At 72.6% G+C, this 16,089-nt stretch carries 15 protein-coding genes; 5 read left to right on the top strand and 10 right to left on the bottom strand.

Translation table 11 applies throughout. The features are described 5' to 3' along the window. The first annotated feature begins 129 nt into the window (after window positions 1-129). Together ACFE76_RS05525 and ACFE76_RS05520 are read left to right on the top strand one after the other, a co-directional pair. The gene (locus ACFE76_RS05525) at window positions 130-1,830 is read left to right on the top strand and encodes an aldehyde dehydrogenase family protein (RefSeq protein ID WP_375430748.1); all 1,701 of its coding nucleotides are present in this window, start codon (window positions 130-132) and stop codon (window positions 1,828-1,830) included. A 62-nt stretch (window positions 1,831-1,892) separates the two neighbouring features. Continuing rightward, window positions 1,893-2,876, top strand: coding sequence for a magnesium transporter CorA family protein (locus ACFE76_RS05520; protein WP_375430747.1), 984 nt, complete (start codon window positions 1,893-1,895; stop codon window positions 2,874-2,876). Here ACFE76_RS05520 and ACFE76_RS05515 read toward each other — a convergent pair whose 3' ends face one another. Genes ACFE76_RS05515 through ACFE76_RS05505 form a run of 3 tightly spaced genes read right to left on the bottom strand, consistent with a single transcriptional unit; the run spans window position 2,877 to window position 5,889 of the window. Then, window positions 2,877-3,866: an ERCC4 domain-containing protein gene (locus ACFE76_RS05515; RefSeq protein WP_375430746.1), complete on the bottom strand. Its 990-nt coding sequence runs from the start codon at window positions 3,864-3,866 to the stop codon at window positions 2,877-2,879. Then, the gene (locus ACFE76_RS05510) at window positions 3,854-4,015 is read right to left on the bottom strand and encodes a hypothetical protein (RefSeq protein WP_375430745.1); all 162 of its coding nucleotides are present in this window, start codon (window positions 4,013-4,015) and stop codon (window positions 3,854-3,856) included. Before ACFE76_RS05510 ends, ACFE76_RS05515 begins: the two co-directional genes overlap by 13 nt. A 20-nt stretch (window positions 4,016-4,035) precedes the next feature. Next, window positions 4,036-5,889 carry a glycoside hydrolase family 2 protein gene (locus ACFE76_RS05505; protein WP_375430744.1) on the bottom strand — a complete coding sequence of 618 codons (1,854 nt, stop codon included), beginning with the start codon at window positions 5,887-5,889 and terminating at the stop codon, window positions 4,036-4,038. A gap of 95 nt (window positions 5,890-5,984) precedes the next feature. Between ACFE76_RS05505 and ACFE76_RS05500 the strand changes: the two genes are divergently transcribed. Continuing rightward, entirely contained in the window at window positions 5,985-7,034 is a 1,050-nt protein-coding gene (locus ACFE76_RS05500) for a zinc-dependent alcohol dehydrogenase family protein (protein ID WP_375430743.1), read from the top strand. 62 nt (window positions 7,035-7,096) lie between these two features. Here ACFE76_RS05500 and ACFE76_RS05495 read toward each other — a convergent pair whose 3' ends face one another. Then, a complete protein-coding gene (locus ACFE76_RS05495) occupies window positions 7,097-8,032 on the bottom strand; it encodes a serine hydrolase (protein ID WP_375430742.1) in 936 nt (311 codons plus the stop codon). A gap of 99 nt (window positions 8,033-8,131) precedes the next feature. After that, a complete protein-coding gene (locus tag ACFE76_RS05490; protein ID WP_375430741.1) occupies window positions 8,132-9,949 on the bottom strand; it encodes a gamma-glutamyltransferase family protein in 1,818 nt (605 codons plus the stop codon). A gap of 108 nt (window positions 9,950-10,057) precedes the next feature. Between ACFE76_RS05490 and ACFE76_RS05485 the strand changes: the two genes are divergently transcribed. Both ACFE76_RS05485 and ACFE76_RS05480 read left to right on the top strand, forming a co-directional pair. Continuing rightward, window positions 10,058-12,151 (top strand): CAP domain-containing protein, encoded by a 2,094-nt coding sequence (locus tag ACFE76_RS05485; RefSeq protein ID WP_375430740.1) that lies wholly within the window; start codon window positions 10,058-10,060, stop codon window positions 12,149-12,151. Continuing rightward, window positions 12,152-12,715, top strand: a complete 564-nt coding sequence (locus ACFE76_RS05480; RefSeq protein ID WP_375430739.1) for a dihydrofolate reductase family protein — start codon at window positions 12,152-12,154, stop codon at window positions 12,713-12,715. A gap of 146 nt (window positions 12,716-12,861) precedes the next feature. Here ACFE76_RS05480 and ACFE76_RS05475 read toward each other — a convergent pair whose 3' ends face one another. The 5 genes from ACFE76_RS05475 to ACFE76_RS05455 form a co-directional block, all read right to left on the bottom strand. Beyond that, window positions 12,862-13,398, bottom strand: coding sequence for a copper resistance protein CopC (locus tag ACFE76_RS05475; RefSeq protein ID WP_375430738.1), 537 nt, complete (start codon window positions 13,396-13,398; stop codon window positions 12,862-12,864). Beyond that, entirely contained in the window at window positions 13,395-14,138 is a 744-nt protein-coding gene (locus ACFE76_RS05470; RefSeq protein ID WP_375430737.1) for a YcnI family protein, read from the bottom strand. The genes ACFE76_RS05475 and ACFE76_RS05470 overlap by 4 nt, the downstream gene beginning before the upstream one ends. 122 nt (window positions 14,139-14,260) lie before the next feature. Next, entirely contained in the window at window positions 14,261-14,926 is a 666-nt protein-coding gene (locus ACFE76_RS05465; protein ID WP_375430736.1) for a hypothetical protein, read from the bottom strand. A gap of 20 nt (window positions 14,927-14,946) precedes the next feature. Then, window positions 14,947-15,555, bottom strand: a complete 609-nt coding sequence (locus ACFE76_RS05460; RefSeq protein ID WP_375430735.1) for a methylated-DNA--[protein]-cysteine S-methyltransferase — start codon at window positions 15,553-15,555, stop codon at window positions 14,947-14,949. Then, the gene (locus ACFE76_RS05455) at window positions 15,552-16,067 is read right to left on the bottom strand and encodes an RNA polymerase sigma factor (RefSeq protein ID WP_375430734.1); all 516 of its coding nucleotides are present in this window, start codon (window positions 16,065-16,067) and stop codon (window positions 15,552-15,554) included. The genes ACFE76_RS05460 and ACFE76_RS05455 overlap by 4 nt, the downstream gene beginning before the upstream one ends. Window positions 16,068-16,089: the final 22 nt, after the last annotated feature.

Below are 16,089 nucleotides of genomic sequence, written 5' to 3'. Positions count from 1 at the left end.
CGCTATGAGCCGCCTGTTCCCCTCCGAGAGGCATCTGGGGAGCATTTATCAGCGGTACCAGCGGAGACCGCCCGAGTGCTTGCCGTGAGCGGCGGGTCGCTCCTACGCTCAAGGATGGCCCAGCTGAGCATGAGTGCGCCCGCGGCGAGTGGGCAGTCCACCTCGACCGACGACCTCGACCGAGCGGTCGACGATCTGCGTGAGCACGCGCGCACGTTCGCCCGCCTGAGTCCGAGGGCCAAGGCGAGGTTGGTGCGCTCCTGCCTGCCCGGCACGGTCGCGGTGGCGGCCGCCTGGTCGGCTCGGGGGCTCGAGGCCAAGGGCCTGCCGTCGACGTCGGCGGAGGAATGGCTGACGGGTCCGCTGCCGACCGTCCGGCACCTCCGGCTGCTCGCCGACAGCCTGGACGCCGTGGCCGCGGTCGGCCGGCCGGCGCTCGGGACGGCGGCCCGGATCCGCGCCGACGGCCGGCTCGAGGTGGACCTGTTCCCGGCCACCGGCTTCGACCGGGCGCTCTACCGCGGGATCTCGGCGTACGCACTGTTCCCCGACGGCGTCGACGCGGCCGCCGCCCACGAGGCGCAAGCGCCCTTCTACGCCGAGCGCGGCCCCGAAGGCGGGGTCTGCCTGGTCCTCGGCGCGGGCAACGCCTCGAGCATCCCGGCGATGGACGTGCTGACCAAGATGTTCAACGAGGGCCAGGTCTGCCTGCTCAAGATCAACCCGGTCAACGAGTGGGTCGGTCCGCTGCTGGAGCAGGCGCTCGCCCCGCTGATCGTCCCCGGCTTCCTCCGGATCGTCTACGGCGGCGCCGACGTCGGCCGGCACCTCGTCGAGCACACCGGGATCGACGCCGTCCACCTGACCGGGTCGGCGCAGACCCACGACGCGCTCGTCTGGGGACCGCCCGGCCCCGAGCAGGACCGGCGTCGCGCCGCGAACGAGCCGCTGCTCCAGATCCCCATCACCTCCGAGCTCGGCAACGTCACGCCGGTCATCGTCGTGCCGCACCGCTACCCGCACGCCGACCTGGTCTTCCAGGCGCGCTACCTGGCCACGATGGTCGCCAACAACGCGTCGTGCAACTGCATCTCGGCCAAGATGGTCGTCACCGCGAACGGGTGGCCGCAGCGCGAGGAGTTCCTCAACCTCGTGGCCAGCTTCCTGGCCGGGATCCCCAACCGAAAGGCCTACTACCCGGGCGCCGCCCAGCGCTACGCCACCTTGACCGAGGGGCGGTCCGTGCAGCCGATCGGGGCTTGCGCGGCCGGCCAGCTGCCGTGGGGGATCATCCGGGGCCTGGACGCCGCCGACCGCGACGAGCCGCTCTTCACCACCGAGCCGTTCTGCTCGCTGCTTTCGGAGACCTCGGTCGGCAGTACTGACCCGGTCGAGTTCCTCGCCACGGCGACCGGCTTCGTCAACGACACCCTCTGGGGCACGCTCAGCGCCGCGATCGTGATCCCGGGAGAGCTGGAACGCGACCGGTCGGTGGCAGCGGCGCTGGACCGGGCGATCACCGACCTCCGCTACGGCAACGTGGCGGTCAACCACTGGCCGGCGCTCAACTACGCCCTGGTGTCCCTGCCCTGGGGCGGCCACCCGAGCGCCACCCTGACCGACATCCAGAGCGGGGCGGGCTGGGTGCACAACTCGTACATGTTGCAGGGCTTCGAGAAGGTCGTGCTGCGCGGGCCGGTGCAGTCCCGGCCCACCCCGCCGTGGTTCGCCGACCACCCCACGGCCGGCCGGGCTGGCGCCGACCTGGTCGCGTTCGAGGCGGATCCGGGCTGGTCCAAGCTGCCCCGGCTGCTGCGCCACCTGCTCTGAAGGAGAAGTTTGCTGGCCCCCTCTGGTGTCGCGCGGGGCCGTGGGCGCAAGATAGCGCTGGTATGGAGCTGCGGTGGATCGACTCGGGCGGGGTGGCCTTGCGCGACCTCGCAGACCTGCACGACCTCCTCCAACGCGAGGACGGGTTTCTCTGGCTCGACCTCCCCACCTGGGGCGACGAGGCCGAACGGCTCCTGCGGGACGAGTTCGGCTTCCACCCGATGGCGATCACCGCAGCCCGCGAGCGCAACCACACCCCGCGCGTCCACGTCTACGCCGACCATCTCTACCTGATCCTGCATGCGCCCGAGATCGGCACCGCCGGCCACGTGCACTACCTCGAGCTCGACCAGTTCATCAGCACGCGCTACCTGGTCACGGTGCACGGGCCGCTCAACCCGGTGGTGCCGCTCGAGGTCGCGTTGCGCGAGACCCGCCGGGTGGCCGACCGGCTCGAGTCGGGACGCTTTCGGGCCGACTCCCCGTTCGCCATCTCCTACGCGATCGTGTCGGCGGTGATCCGGCACGAGGAGACCATGACCGGTGACCTCGCCCGCCAGGTTGGGCTGCTCGAGCAGCGCGTGATGGGCGCGGCCAACGAGGAGCCGCAGGCCTTTCTGACCGCACTGTTCACCGCCCGGCACGAGCTGCTGACCGTCCGCACCATGGCGACCCAGAGCGCCGAGATCTGCAAGCGGACGCTCACCGTCGCGACCTTCCTGCCCAAGGAGGCCCGGGCGCTGCTCAGCGACCTGCTCGACCAGTACGAGCGGGTGGGCACGATCAGCCACAGCCAGCTCGACTTCCTGATGGGCGTGACGGAGTTCTACCGGGCCCGGACCGACACCAAGATGACCATCGCCGCCGAACGCCTCGCGGTGATCGCCGCCGTCACCCTGCCCGTGACCGCTCTCTCGTCGGTTCTTGGCATGAACGTGATCGTCAACGACAGCACGCATTGGCCGGCCTTGATCATCTTGCTGGTGATCATGGTCTCGCTCTCGTTGATCTTGCTGCGCTGGGCCAAACGCCAGGGCTGGTGGTGATCAGCTTCTCGGCGGCGCGGCTTGGGATTCCTGCCAGGCGGCGACAATCTCGGGTTTCAGCCGGCCTCGGTCGGCGACCGGAAACCCCTGCAGCAGGGCCCAGGCCCGGATCTCGGCCGTCGACGGTCCCGCAGCGTCCGCCGAAAGCGGTCGGGGTGTCGGTTCCGGCACCTCGGTGACCCGCCGCTCGGCGTCGGCCTCCTCCCGGATCCAGGTCAGCGCAGCGGCGAGATAGCGGTAGGTCCACTCCTCGGCCAGGGTGCGTGTCTCGCAGAAGACCAGGGGGACCGTCGGCCACCGGACCTGCAGCTCAGCCAGCCCGTCCGCCACGACGGCAGGCCGGACGTGCTCAACCGCGAACACCTGGGAGTAGCGGTCCTCGACCACGACCGCCGCCCGCGGCAGGGCGGCCAGCTCGGCGAGCGCGAACCGCAGCCGGCCACTCGTCAGGCTGCCGACCAGGTCCGACAGCGACTTCCGTTCGACAGCGGCGACCAAGACGCCGTCGAGCTCCACCCCGTAGTCGCCGCAACGCAGCCCCCGGCGCGTGGTGACCACCTGTTGCTTGGCGAACCTGTACGGGTAGCGCTCGTGCGCGTCGACGACGATCGCCAGCTCGGGCAGGCCTGATGCCCGCGCGGTCGGGACCCGGACGTTCGGCCGGGCCTGCTTCCGGGTGCGCGGCGCCTGCCAGAAGACCATCTCGCGGCCGCGGGCGGTGGTGAAGACCAGCTGCGAACGCTGCTCGCGTCCGCGGTCGGCGATGATGTCGATCGCGGCGCCCCGGCGCTCGCACGACCGGAGGGGGATCTGCTCCACCAGATCGGGCTCGCTGGGCCACTCGCTGCGCGGTACCGGGTGGCAGTAGATCGCCGACGTGCGCGGCCACGTGCCCTTCGTCCGGAAGACGAGCCCGTCCCCGAGCGGCACCAGCATCAAGTAGGGCAGGCTGCTGTCCGGTTCGGGGTTGCGGGCGATCAGTAGCTGCACGGACCCCAGTCTTCCGCGGACGGCCGCGCCTCCCGCTCGACCAGTCGCCGGAGGTAGGTCTGAACTGACTGGTCGTCACGTCGAGCTTGCTCGGCGAGGAGGTCGCGGACCTCGTCGGGGACGTCTCGGATCTGGAGGGCCACGGTCATGCCCTCATATCCGTGCATCGTCATTCGTGGTGGCGTCGATCCTCTCCGTGGACGATCGACCGGATGACCGTAGCGTCCAGCTTGGGTCGCCGGTCGGCGTCGGTGAGCCCGTTGGCCTCCTGCATGGTGTCGGTCAGCTGGGTGTAGCAGAAGCCCGCGACCGCCGGGCTGGACTGCAGGGCGGTGAAGAGTCCACGCAGCAGACCCTCGTACGCGCCCGCGTCGCCGACTGTGGCGTAGCCCCACGTGTTCGCCGCCTCCGCGTCCGGGGTGTAGCGGACGCCGCCGAACTCGGTGACCATCGCCGGTTGGCCGCGGTCGACCAGCTCGCCCAGCACCAGCCGCCGGCCAGGCGGTCCGACCCCCGACATCAGGGTCCGGACCGCGTCGCGGTCGACGTAGGTCGCGGCGAACGTCTCGGGGTCGGTCGTGTAGTCGTGGATGGTCCACAGCTCCGGGTCGATCTGTTCCCAGCCGTCGTTGCTGACCACCGGCCGGCTCGGGTCCAGCGCCAGGGTCAGGTCACGCAGCGAGCGAGCGAACGCCTGCTGCTGGGGGTCGGTGGCGATCGACTGCACGCCCCAGCTCTCGTTCAGCGGCACCCAGGTGATGATCGAAGGGTGCGAGCGGTCGCGCCGGACGACCTCGAGCCACTCCCGCGTGGTCCGCTCCACGGCGGTGACGGAGAACTCGAACGCCGCCGGGAACTCCGACCACACGAGCAGCCCGAGGCGGTCGGCCCAGGCGAGGAACCGGGGATCCTCGATCTTCTGGTGGAGGCGCGCCGCGTTGAAGCCCAGGTCGAGGATGAGCTGCACCTCGGCGCGCAGGGCGTCGGCGCTGGGCGCGGCCAGGTGGGACTCGGGCCAGTAGCCCTGGGACAACACCGAGCGCAGATAGCAGGGGCGGTCGTTCAGCAGGAAGCGGCCGTCCGCCCAGCCGACGCTGCGCAGCCCGAGGTAGGACGCCACCTCATCGACCGGCGTCCCGGCGGCGCCGATCAGCGTGACGACGGCGTCGATCAGCCGCGGGTGGTCGGGCGACCAGAGCAACGACTCGTAGTCCTGGCCGTTCTGCTGCTGCGGCAGGGTGATCACCGTCCGGCTGCGCGGCTCGCCCTGGCGGAACGAGACCTCGGCCAGCAGCTCGCCCGCGTACCGTAACCCGACCTGCACGGTCACCGGCGTACGCGGCCGGCCGGCCAGCTCGAGATCGAGCTCCACGGTGCCCCGGGCGACGTCGCACGACCAGCTCAGGTGCTCGACGCGCTGCTCGGGGACGGCCTCCAGCCAGACGGGCTGCCAGATGCCCGTCGTGCGGTCGTACCAGATCCCGTGCGGCTCGGCCTGCCAGTCCTGCTTGCCGCGCGGCTGGGCGACGTCGAGCGGGTCGTCCTCGGCGCGGACGACCAGCGCGAGGCTGCCGCGGCCGGCGGTGACCTGGGCGGTGATGTCGAAGGTGAACGGGGTCTGGCCGCCGACGTGCCGGCCCAGGTGCTGCCCGTTCAGCCAGACGTCGGCTACGTAGTCGACGGCGGCGAAGTGCAGCAGGATCCGGCTGCCCTGACGTCCGCGTCCCGCCTGGTCGAGCTCGGCGGCGGTCAGCTCGCGGGCGTACCAGACGACGGGGTGGAAGCTGGGGTCGCCGATGCCGGACGCGACCGACTCCGGCGGGAACGGCACCGTGATGGTGGCCTTGACGGGGATGTGGGCAAACGAGCCGGTCGTCGGCCAGCCCTCGTCCAGGCCGACGCGCTCGTCGTCGTACGCAAACCCCCACGGCCCGCTGAGGTCGCACCAGAGCGGGCGCACCAGCTGGGGACGGGGGTAGGAGCCCTCAGCTGCAGAGACGAGGGCCTCATCGGTTCCGGTCACGGTCGTCATCGTGGCAGCAGTCCGGCCGTTCTTGCAACGTTGAAAGAGCGGCGGGCGACGCAGCCCCGGCTTTCGCGGCCTGCGAGGATGAGCCCATGCGTGCCACTCTGATTCACGGTCCCCGCGACATCCGGAGTGCGGAGGTGGCCGACCCCAAGGTCGAACGGCCGACCGATGCCGTCGTCCGGGTCACCGCCTCCTGCATCTGCGGCTCGGACCTGTGGCCGTACCGCGGCGTCCAGCCGACCAAGCAGACCCACCCGATCGGCCACGAGTTCGTCGGCATCGTCGAGGAGGTCGGCCCGGAGGTGACCTCGGTCAGGCCGGGGCAGTTCGTGATCGCCCCGTTCGTGGTCAGCGACGGCACCTGCGTCAACTGCCGCAACGGTGTCCAGACCTCCTGCCTGCACGGTGCGGCCTGGGGCGCCGACGACAAGGAGGGCCTGCCGGTCAGCGGCGGCCAGAGCGCCCGGGTCCGGGTGCCGTGGGCCGACGGGACGCTCGTGGCCACGGACGAGGTGCCCGCCGATGAGCTCGTGCCCTCGTTGCTGACGCTGTCGGACGTGATGGGTACGGGTCACCACGCGGCCGTCTCCGCCGGCGTCGGACCCGGCAAGACCGTCGCGGTCGTGGGCGACGGCGCGGTCGGCCTCTGTGCGGTGCTGGCGGCCAAGCGGCTCGGCGCCGAGCGGATCGTGCTCTTCTCCCGGCACGAGTCGCGGCAGGCGTTGGGTAGAGAGTTCGGCGCGGACACGATCATCGCCGAGCGCGGGGACGAGGGCGTCGAGGCGGTGCACGCACTGTTCGACGGCGTCGGACCCGACTGTGTGCTCGAGTGCGTCGGCACCAAGGAGTCGATGGACCAGGCCTTGCGGTCGGTCCGGCCGGGCGGTCACGTCGGGTACGTCGGGGTGCCCAGCGGCGGCGCCGAGCTGCCGATCCGGCTGATGTTCGGCGGCAACGTCAACGTCGCCGGTGGCGTCGCCCCCGTCCGCAGCTACATCCCCGACCTGCTGCCCGACATCCTCTCGGGGGCCATCAACCCCGGACGCGTCTTCGACCTGACCCTGCCGCTCGCCGAGGCTGCCGACGGCTACAGCGCCATGGACGAGCGGCGCGCGATCAAGGTCCTGCTGCAGCCCTGATTCTTCCGACTTGTCAGAACTCAGTTGTCCCATAGGACAACTGGATTCTGACAAGTCGGGGTTCAGGCGGGGGCGAGGGCGCGCCAGACGATCTTGGAGGCGCCTTCGACCGTGGTGATGCCCTTCTTCTCCGTCGGGTTGTCCACGGTCAGGACCGCGATCAGGTAGTCGCGGCCGTCGCCCTGGACGTGTCCGACGCTGTGCACGGCCCAGCCGTGCGTGCCGCGGGGGAGCCAGCCGTTCTTGAGCTCGACGGTGTCGTCCTGGCCGGGACCGGCCGAGACGCCCCAGTCCTGGTCGTGGTCGACCTTCGCCATCAGGCCACGGGCGTAGTCGCGGGACTCCTGACTCAGCAGCGGACTGGGCTGGGTCAGGTGCGCCATCAGCACGACCTGGTCGGCGGCGGTGACCCGGGTCAGACCCCAGTAGCCGCGCGGACCGGCCGTGGTGTGGGTCATCCCGGCGGCGGCGAAGAACTCGTCGAAGGTGTCCCCGCGGCCGAGGCGGTTCCACAGCGTGGTGGCCGCGCCGTTGTCGGAGAGCCGGATCATCCGGCTGAGCAGCGACTTCTCCTTGGCGGTGGGTCCGCGCTGCTGCTGTTCCGCGTGCCGCAGGGTGGCCGCCAGGATGGCGATCTTGACCACGCTCGCGCTGTCGTACGCCTTGGTCGCGCGGTAGCCGTACTCCTGGCCGGTGGTGAGGTCCCGCACCTCGACGGCCGCCGTGGTGGGACGTCCGGTCAGGTAGGCCTTCAGCTGGGCCTCGAGCCCCGGTGCGGCCGGCGGGGCTTGCTGCTCGGCGGGGGGAGCCTCTGGGGTCAAGGGCGGTCCGTGCACTGCGAGGACGACGAGCGCCACGACGGTGACGACCACGGCCACCGCCAGCCGGGCCCGGTCGCCCGTCCGCGTCGGACGAACGATCTCGGTGGTCCGGCGGACGGGTCGCGCCGGCGGACGCCGGTCGGCGGTCCGCGGCCGGTCCGGCGTCAGCAGCGTCAAGTCGGTTCCCGAGGAGCGGTCGGCGGGGGGATCGTCGGGACCATGCCCGGCAGCAGCAGGCTACGGCGGGCGGGCGTCCGACCCGGGACGACGCGCGGGTCAGCGGCCGGCCGCGTACCCCTGTTCGCCGCGGGAGTTCGCCGCCGCACCCAGCTCCCCGGTCGCCGGGTCACGGGTGACCGCCGAGAGACGGCCGAGCGTCCAGTCGCCCGCCCGGGTCAGGACGTGGCCGCGTGCGGCCAGCCCGGCCAGCACCGCCGTACCCAGCCGGTCCTCGACGACGGCGCCGGCCGGGGTCCAGGTGCGGGGCCAGAACGACCCGGCCATCGCGCTGGTGTGCAGGGTGGGGGCGTCGATGGCCTGCTGCGGGGTGTAGCCGCCGACGAGCACCCGCAGCAGGTAGACGAGCTGCCACTGGTCCTGCTGGTCGCCGCCGGGCGTCCCCAACGCCGACACCGGGACGCCGTCGCGCAGCAGCAGCGTCGGGCTCAGCGTCGTCCGCGGCCGCCGTCCCGGCCGCAGCGCCGACGGCGACGTCGGGTCGAGCCAGGTCATCTGCAGCCGGGAGCCGAGGCAGAAGCCGAGCTCGGGAATGTGCGGCGAGGACTGCAGCCAGCCGCCGGACGGCGTCGCCGACACGATGTTGCCCCACCGGTCGACCACGTCGAGGTGACAGGTGTCGCCCCGGGTCCGGCCGGTCGGGGCCACGGTCGGCTCACCCACCCCCGCTGCCTCGCCGGTCGGGGACTCGGTGAGCAGCGGCACCCGAAACCGGACGTGCCCCGGCACCTCACCGGGCCGGACCTCGGTCGACGCCCGGTCGGTGATCAGCGCGCGACGCTCGGCGGCGTACGCGTCGGAGAGCAGCACCTCCAGCGGCACCGGCTTGTCACCGGCGGCGACGTCCGGGTCGCCGTAGTAGGCGTCGCGGTCGGCCAGCGCCAGCTTCAACGCCTCCAGGACGTGGTGCGCGCCGAGCTCGGTCTGCGGGTCGAGCTCGTCGTCGGGATAGCCGTCGAGGATCGCCAGCGCCTGCAGCAGCACCGGACCCTGACCCCAGGCGCCGGTCTTGGCGACCGTCCAGCCCCGGAAGTCGCGCGTGGTGGCCGGCTCCCAGGAGGCCTCGTGCGCGGCGAAGTCCGCGACCGCGATCACGCCGGCGTGGTCGCGGCCTGAGGAGTGCCGGTGCGGCGTGGCCAGAAAGGCTGAGGCCGTCCGGGCGACGAGCCCGGTCCGCCACTCGAGCCGGGCGGCGTCGATCCGCTCTTCGCGGGTGGTCGTACCGGCCCCGGCAGCCACCAGCCCACGCAGCACCGCCGCGTACGCCGGGTTGGTGGCCAGCTCGGTCGAGGGCCGCGGATCACCGCCGGGCAGCCAGAAGTCGGCTGACGTCGTCCAGTGCCGGGTGAACAGGTCGCGGACCGAGGCGACGGTCGCCGCCACCCGTGGGACCAACGGATAGCCGTGCTCGGCGTAGTCGAGGACGTAGGCCCAGACCTCGGCGAGCTCCCAGGTGCCGTGGTCGCGCAGCAGCAGCAGCCAGGCGTCCACCGCGCCCGGTACGGCCGCCGCCAGCCCGCCCGCGCCGGGCACCAGGTCGAGGCCTTCCGCGGCGAAGTGCTGGAGGGTGGCGCCGGTCGGCGCCGGACCCTGGCCGACCAGCACCCGCGGCGCCGGGTCGTCGGCGGTGGCGACGATGGCGCAGAGGTCGCCGCCCGGCCCGTTGAGGTGCGGCTCGACCAGGTGCAGCACGAACGCGGCCGCCACCGCGGCGTCGAAGGCGTTGCCCCCGCGTTCGAGGACGGCCTGGACGACCCCGGTGGCGCACCAGTGGGTGGTCGCGCACATCCCGAACGTGCCGCGGAGGTCGGGACGGGTGAGCGAAGGGGGAGCTGGGCTGAAGGAGGCGCTAGGCACGTCGCCATGATCCCCTGCACCGCCGCGTACCCGTGGTCGGTGCCGGGCCGAGCACGTGCCGTTCCCGAGGAATGCTGAAAGCGGGCTGAGAACAGGCATGATGTGCCGGTGCCGACCCCCACTGATCCCCGGTCCCCCCGCCTGCTGCGCTGCTGCGTGGCGATGCTGGCGCTGCTGCTGCTGCCGCTGGCCCCGACACCCGCGTCAGCTCAGCCGTGGCGACTCGAGACCGCACTCGCGCCGGCGGTCGCGCCGAGCCGGCCGGTGACGGCCGCGCAGTCGCGGATCGTCGCCGAAGCCGGAAGCATCGACACCTCCGACCGGACGGCCGTCGCCTCGGCCTACCGGGACGTCTTCCTGCCGGCCGTGACAGTGAACGCGCCGACCCCGTCGCCCGCTGACGTCAGCGCGTGCGATGCCGGGACGACCCCTGAGGAGCTCCAGGACGCGACTCTGGAGCTGGTCAACTACTTCCGCGCCATGAGTCAGGTGCCCGCGGTCACGTTCGACCCGGCGCTCTCGGCCAAAGCCCAGCAGGCTGCGTTGATGATGTACGCCAACCGCGCGCTGAGCCACACGCCGCCGTCCAGCTGGGACTGCTACTCCGCCGAGGGCGCGGAGGCTGCCGGCAGCTCCAACCTCGGTCTCGGCTATCCCGGGGCCTCGGTGGTCGCCGGGTACATGGACGACAACGGCAGTAGCAACACCGAGGCCGGGCACCGCTGGTGGCTCCAGCGTCCGAGCGCCCAGGTGATGGGGTCGGGCACCTTCGGCACCGCGAACGCGCTCTGGGTGCTGCCCACCTCGGACGAGACCCCGGTCGCGACTCCGGCCTTCACGAGCTGGCCCACCGCCGGCTACTTCCCGGCGCCCCTCGAACCGGCGGGCCGCTGGTCGTTCTCCCCGACCGACCCGACCGCGGACCTGAGCTCCGCGACGGTGAGCGTCACGACCGGCGACGGCACGCCGGTCACCGCGACCGCCTACCCGGTCGGTCGCTTCTCCTCGTTGGTCTTCGAGGTGGGCCAGCTGGTGGCGCCGAGCGGGAACGCGCTGGTCTCCTACGACGTCACGGTGTCGGGCGTCCAGGTCGGCGGCCAGCCGGTCGACCCGTACCGCTACACCGTGCAGATGATCGATCCTGCCGTCCCGGTCCCGGTCCCGGACGACCTCACCGCGGTCCGGCCGGCGACCGTCAGGGGCAGCACCGTCGTCGGCGCGACGCTCACGGCAGCGGCACCCCAGTGGAGCGAGGGCGGGGTGAGGACCACCTTCCGCTGGCTCCGCGACGGGCACACCATCACCGGTGCGACGAAGACGACCTACCGGTTGGTCACCAAGGACGTCGGTCACCGGTTCTCGGTGAGGGTGACCGGACACACCGCGGACGACCGGACGGCCATCAGCACCTCCTCCACCGGCGCGACGGTGACGAAGATCCGCAGCGTGCTGGCGGTGACCGCGACCTCCCCAGCGGTGGGCCGGGTGCGGCTCTCGGCCAGCCTGACGGCGGGTGGCAAGCCCGGGAGCGGGGTGCTGAAGGTTCGGGACGGCGCCAAGACCGTGGCCCGGACGCTGAAGGTCGTCCGCGGCGTCGCCGTCTACCAGGCCAAGGCCAAGCCGGGCCGGCACCGCTACACGCTGAGCTACGCGGGCAGCGCTCGGGTGTCGTCGGCCACGTCTGCGGTCGCGGTCTCCGTCCGCAACAAGGTCACGGCCCACCTCACGGTCCGGGGCACCTCGACCGTGGCGAAGAAGGTCACCTTCCGGATCACGGTGGCAGCGGCGGGCCAGGATCAGCTCGGCGGCTCGGTCAAGATCACCCGCGGTTCCGCGACCGTGGCCACCAAGGTGACCGTCCGCCACGGCACGGCCCGCTACACCGCCAAGAAGCAGCCCAAGGGCAAGCAGAAGTACACGGTCACCTACCGCGGCACCGCGAGCGTCCGCAAGGCCACCGCCACGCTCACCGTCAAGGTCAAGGCACCGCTGCGGCTGGTGGCCTATCCGAACTGCGCGTCCATGAACGCCGACCACGCACACGGCGTCGGACGTACCGGCGCGTCCGACTCGACCTCGGGCACGCCGGTGACGAACTTCCTGCGTAGCAACGCGCTCTACGCCTACAACGACGGCGGTTCGCGGCACGCCGGTGAGCACGACCTGGACCGCGACAACGACGGCATCGCCTGCGAGCGCTGAGTGGCGCGACTCATCTATGCCGGCATCACCTCCCTCGACGGCTACGTCGCCGACGCGGACGGCTCCTTCGCCTGGGCCATGCCTGATGCGGAGGTGCACGCCTTCGTCAACGACACCCAGCGGGGGATCGGCACCCATCTCTACGGCCGCCGGATGTATGAGGTGCTGTCTGCCTGGGAAACCATGGACGTTGTCGACGAGCCGGCGGTGATGCAGGACTACGCCCAGCTCTGGCGCGCCGCGGACAAGATTGTCTACTCCACGACGTTGCCGGACGTGACCACCAGCCGTACCTCGCTGATGCGGGTCTTCGACGTGGATGCGGTCCGAAAGCTCAAGCAGGACAGCGATCTGGACCTGCTGGTCGGCGGTCCGGGGCTGGCGGCGACCGCTGTGCGGGAGGGTCTCGTGGACGAGATCCGCCAGCTGCTCGTCCCCGTGATCGTCGGCGGCGGCACGCCTTTCCTACCGGCTGCTCTGAAGCTCACCCTCGAGCTGGTCGACGAGCGGCGGTTCGCCCACGGGACCGTCGCCCTGGCCTACGCGGTTCGCGGTGACGGCTGACCGTTCGCCAGCACCGGCGAGGTCCGAGCTGCGCGGACGGCCAGCTGATCCCCGATACCGGCGACCTCGTCGAGCACCAGGGCCATCCGTTCCTCCCGGGTGACCAGCAGCTCGTCAACGTCGGCGACCCAGCCGGGCAGCCGGATCTAGTCCTCGTGCTGAGCCACCGCGCGGCGCCCCAGCGCGACCGCGCCGACGACGACGAAGGAGAGCAGTCCGACCGCCACGAGCCACGGCCAGACGGCGCTCGAGGCCCCGGCTGGGATGGCCGGAGCGCTGGCGGGGCTCGCGGCTGACGCGGGATCGCCCGTCCCCGCCGCCCGGGCGGCGAAGGTGAAGCTGCCCGAGACGGGATGACCGTCGGCGGAGGTGATCCGCCACTCGACGGTGTAGCGGCCGGCCGGCGCGCCGGGCTGCAGCGCCTGGGTGACGGTGTTGTCGACGAGCACGGGCGCACCCTGCTGGATCGGGCCCGACGGGCCGGTGACGTCGATCTTGGTGCCCAGGGCGATGGCCGGTGCGTCGAAGGTGAGCACCACCGACGCGGGCGTCACCGCGACGGTCGCGCCGTTGCCCGGGGCCGTCCGGGTCAGGACGTCGTGGGCGGCCGCCGGGCCGGCGGCCGCCACGAGGACGAACGCCGCCCCGGCCAGCACCAGGATCAGCCGGACGGCGAGGGTCACGCGGTCCGCCGACGGCCCCGGAGCAGGGCCACCGCCAGGCCAGCCACCGCGACCGCCAAGGCCGCCACGCCCAGGCCACGCGCCACGCCGTCAGAGCCGGTCGTCGACGCGGCCGTCGTGGTCACCGTACTGGCGGGTGGCGGGCTCGCGCTGCTCTCGGGCTCGGTCGTCGCGGCGGTGACGACGAGCTCCGGGGCTGGGTGCTCGGGCTCCTCACCGGAGGCGGGTGTCGGCTGGTCCCACTGCACGACGGTGCCGTCGGAGTAGGTCTGGGTCACCGGCAGCAGCACGGGGCCCGCGGCGGGCAGCGGCGCCACGGACAGCGAGAACTCCTGGTACTCATCCGGAGCGATCCCCTCACCCTCGGCGGCCGTCCAGGTCACCGTCCGGACCGCTTTGGTGATGGTTGTCCCCTCCATGGTCGCCGGGGTAGGAAGCTTCTCCTCCGTGCTGGACACCGTCCAGCCGGGGACGTGCTCGCTGTTGACCTCGAGAAACGGTGACTGCTGCGGCAGCTGCACCGAGATCTTCACCGTGCTGGCCGTGGCGGACTCGGTCGGCACCAGGAAGGTGAGGGCGCTGTCCGAACCGGCGGCGGTGCTGTCGGCGAGCACGCGGACGTGCGCTTGCGCGGCGACGGGAGCGGCGAAGGTCAGCAGGCCGGCGGCCGCGACCGCGGCGCCGATCCGGGTGGAGCGTCGGGCGCCCGATGGGCGCGGGAAACGGGAAGGAATGGTCATGACGGTTCCGATCACGAGAGAGGGAAGCCGGACGCGACCGGTCGGTCGCGTGCCGGGGTTCGAGCCCAGGTGGCGCGCCGTACCGCCACGCGTGGCGGGAACGGGCGCCGGGCTCGGAGTGGTCAGGAAGTCAGGCAGACGCGCGGCGGGCCTCGAGGAGCGGCCGGCCGGGGCAGTCGCCGGGTCCGTGCCGGTCGAGGGCGGGAGGCCGGCGTGGTTGCGGGCTCGATCCGGGGCCGCTCGGCGGGAGCGGCGGTCGCGACCGCGACGACCCGGTCGGCCGTACGCCAGAGCCAGGCTTCGCCACGGGTGAGCAGGGCGGCGGTGAGCACCGTGGCGGCCAGGTGGGCCACCCACATCGCCCAGCCGGGGAGGGCGGCCGAGGCCATTCCCACCGCCATCCCACAGGTCTGGGTGATCACGTGCGGCGTCGCCCCGGCCGCCGCGTGCGCCCCGGCCGCCAGGTGGGCACCGTGCCCGGCCGCGGCTGTCGGCAGTGGCGTGCAGCCGCGGGTCAGGCTGGCCGCGTCGAAGACCAGGTGCAACAGCACCTGCTGCAGCGTGAGCGCGCCGAGCAGGACCAGAAAGCGGCACCGCCGCGCGGTCAGGGTCACGGCGACGACACCGAGCATCAGCCCGCTCAGCGCCAGCACCCACCCGGCGGGCAGTGGGCCACCGGCCACCACGTGCGCCAGCGTGGCCAGCAGCAGCGAGCCGCCGCCGAGCACCGCCACCCGGGCCAGCCGGACCGCACCCCGGTCGGGGCTGCGTCGGGCGGCGGTCGGCACGACCCCAGCATAGGAACTCCTCAGCCGGCTTCGAGCGAGAGCAGCATCTTTTTCGCGTCCAGACCGCCGAGGTAGCCGCCGAGTCCGCCGTCGGAGCGGACGACCCGATGGCAGGGCACGAGCAGCGGTAGCGGATTGGTGGCGCAGGCGCTGCCGACGGCCCGGACGGCGCGCGGGTTGCCCGCGCGGAGGGCGACCGCCGCGTACGTGGCGGTCCGGCCGTAGCCGATGCCCGCCAGCTCGTGCAGCACCAGCCGCCGGAAGCCGGCCGTGAGCCGCCAGTCCAGGTCGACGTCGAAGTCGCGGCGGCGGCCGGCGAAGTACTCGTCGAGCTCGTACGCCACCGGGTCGAGCCGGGCCGGGGCCCGCAGGACGCGCGGGCTGACCCGGTCGGCCAGGGTCTGCAGCACCCGCGCATGGTCCTCGGCGGGGTAGGCGAGCCGGACGACGCCGCGGACGGTGGCGGCGACGAGCAGCAGGCCGACCGGGCTGTCGAGCGTGCGGTAGGCGACGTCGAGCACGCCCTCACTCTCAGCGGCGCCGGCCAGCCGGCCGCGCAGGGCGTCCTGGTGATCGACGGACGGGTCGAGCGCGCGGGCCAGGTCGGTGAGGAGGGAGTCGGTGGTCATGGCTGGGTCCGTTCGGTGTCACGGCGTTTGGGGGTGGGGCGTTCGGGGGTGAGGTAGGTGCGGCGCAGGGCGGCGATGCCGTCCGCGGCGGCCCGGCGGGCAGCGTCGGGGCTGACCCCGACCAGGGCGGCCACCTCGGCGTACGGCAGACCGCCGAGGTAGTGGTAGGCGACAGCCTGCTGTTGTCGGGGAGGCAGTCGGGCGACCGCGTCCACCAGGTCTTCGTCCTGCTCGGCGTGGTGGCCCGCCGGGTCGGGTGGTGGTCGGTCCGTCGGCGGGGGCCGGCGGGCAGCGGTGCGGGTCATGTCGATGGCCTTGCGGTGGGCGATAGTGACCAGCCAGGCTTCGACGTTCGCGCCTGCGGGCAGCTCCGGATAGGCCCGCAAAGCGGCGAGGAAGGTCTCCGACCACGCGTCGTCCGCGTCGCCGGAACCGAGGACGGCCCGGCAGACCCGCAGCACCGTACGGCCGTGGGCCTCGACGATCGTCTCGAACGGGGGTGTGGTCGGCACGCTCTGTAGACGCCTCGCTCCC

This window comes from uncultured Friedmanniella sp. (genome assembly GCF_964244005.1).
GTDB lineage: Bacteria > Actinomycetota > Actinomycetes > Propionibacteriales > Propionibacteriaceae > Microlunatus.
Note: the sequence above shows the minus strand (reverse complement) of the source record. Positions and strands in the feature narration are given on the sequence as shown.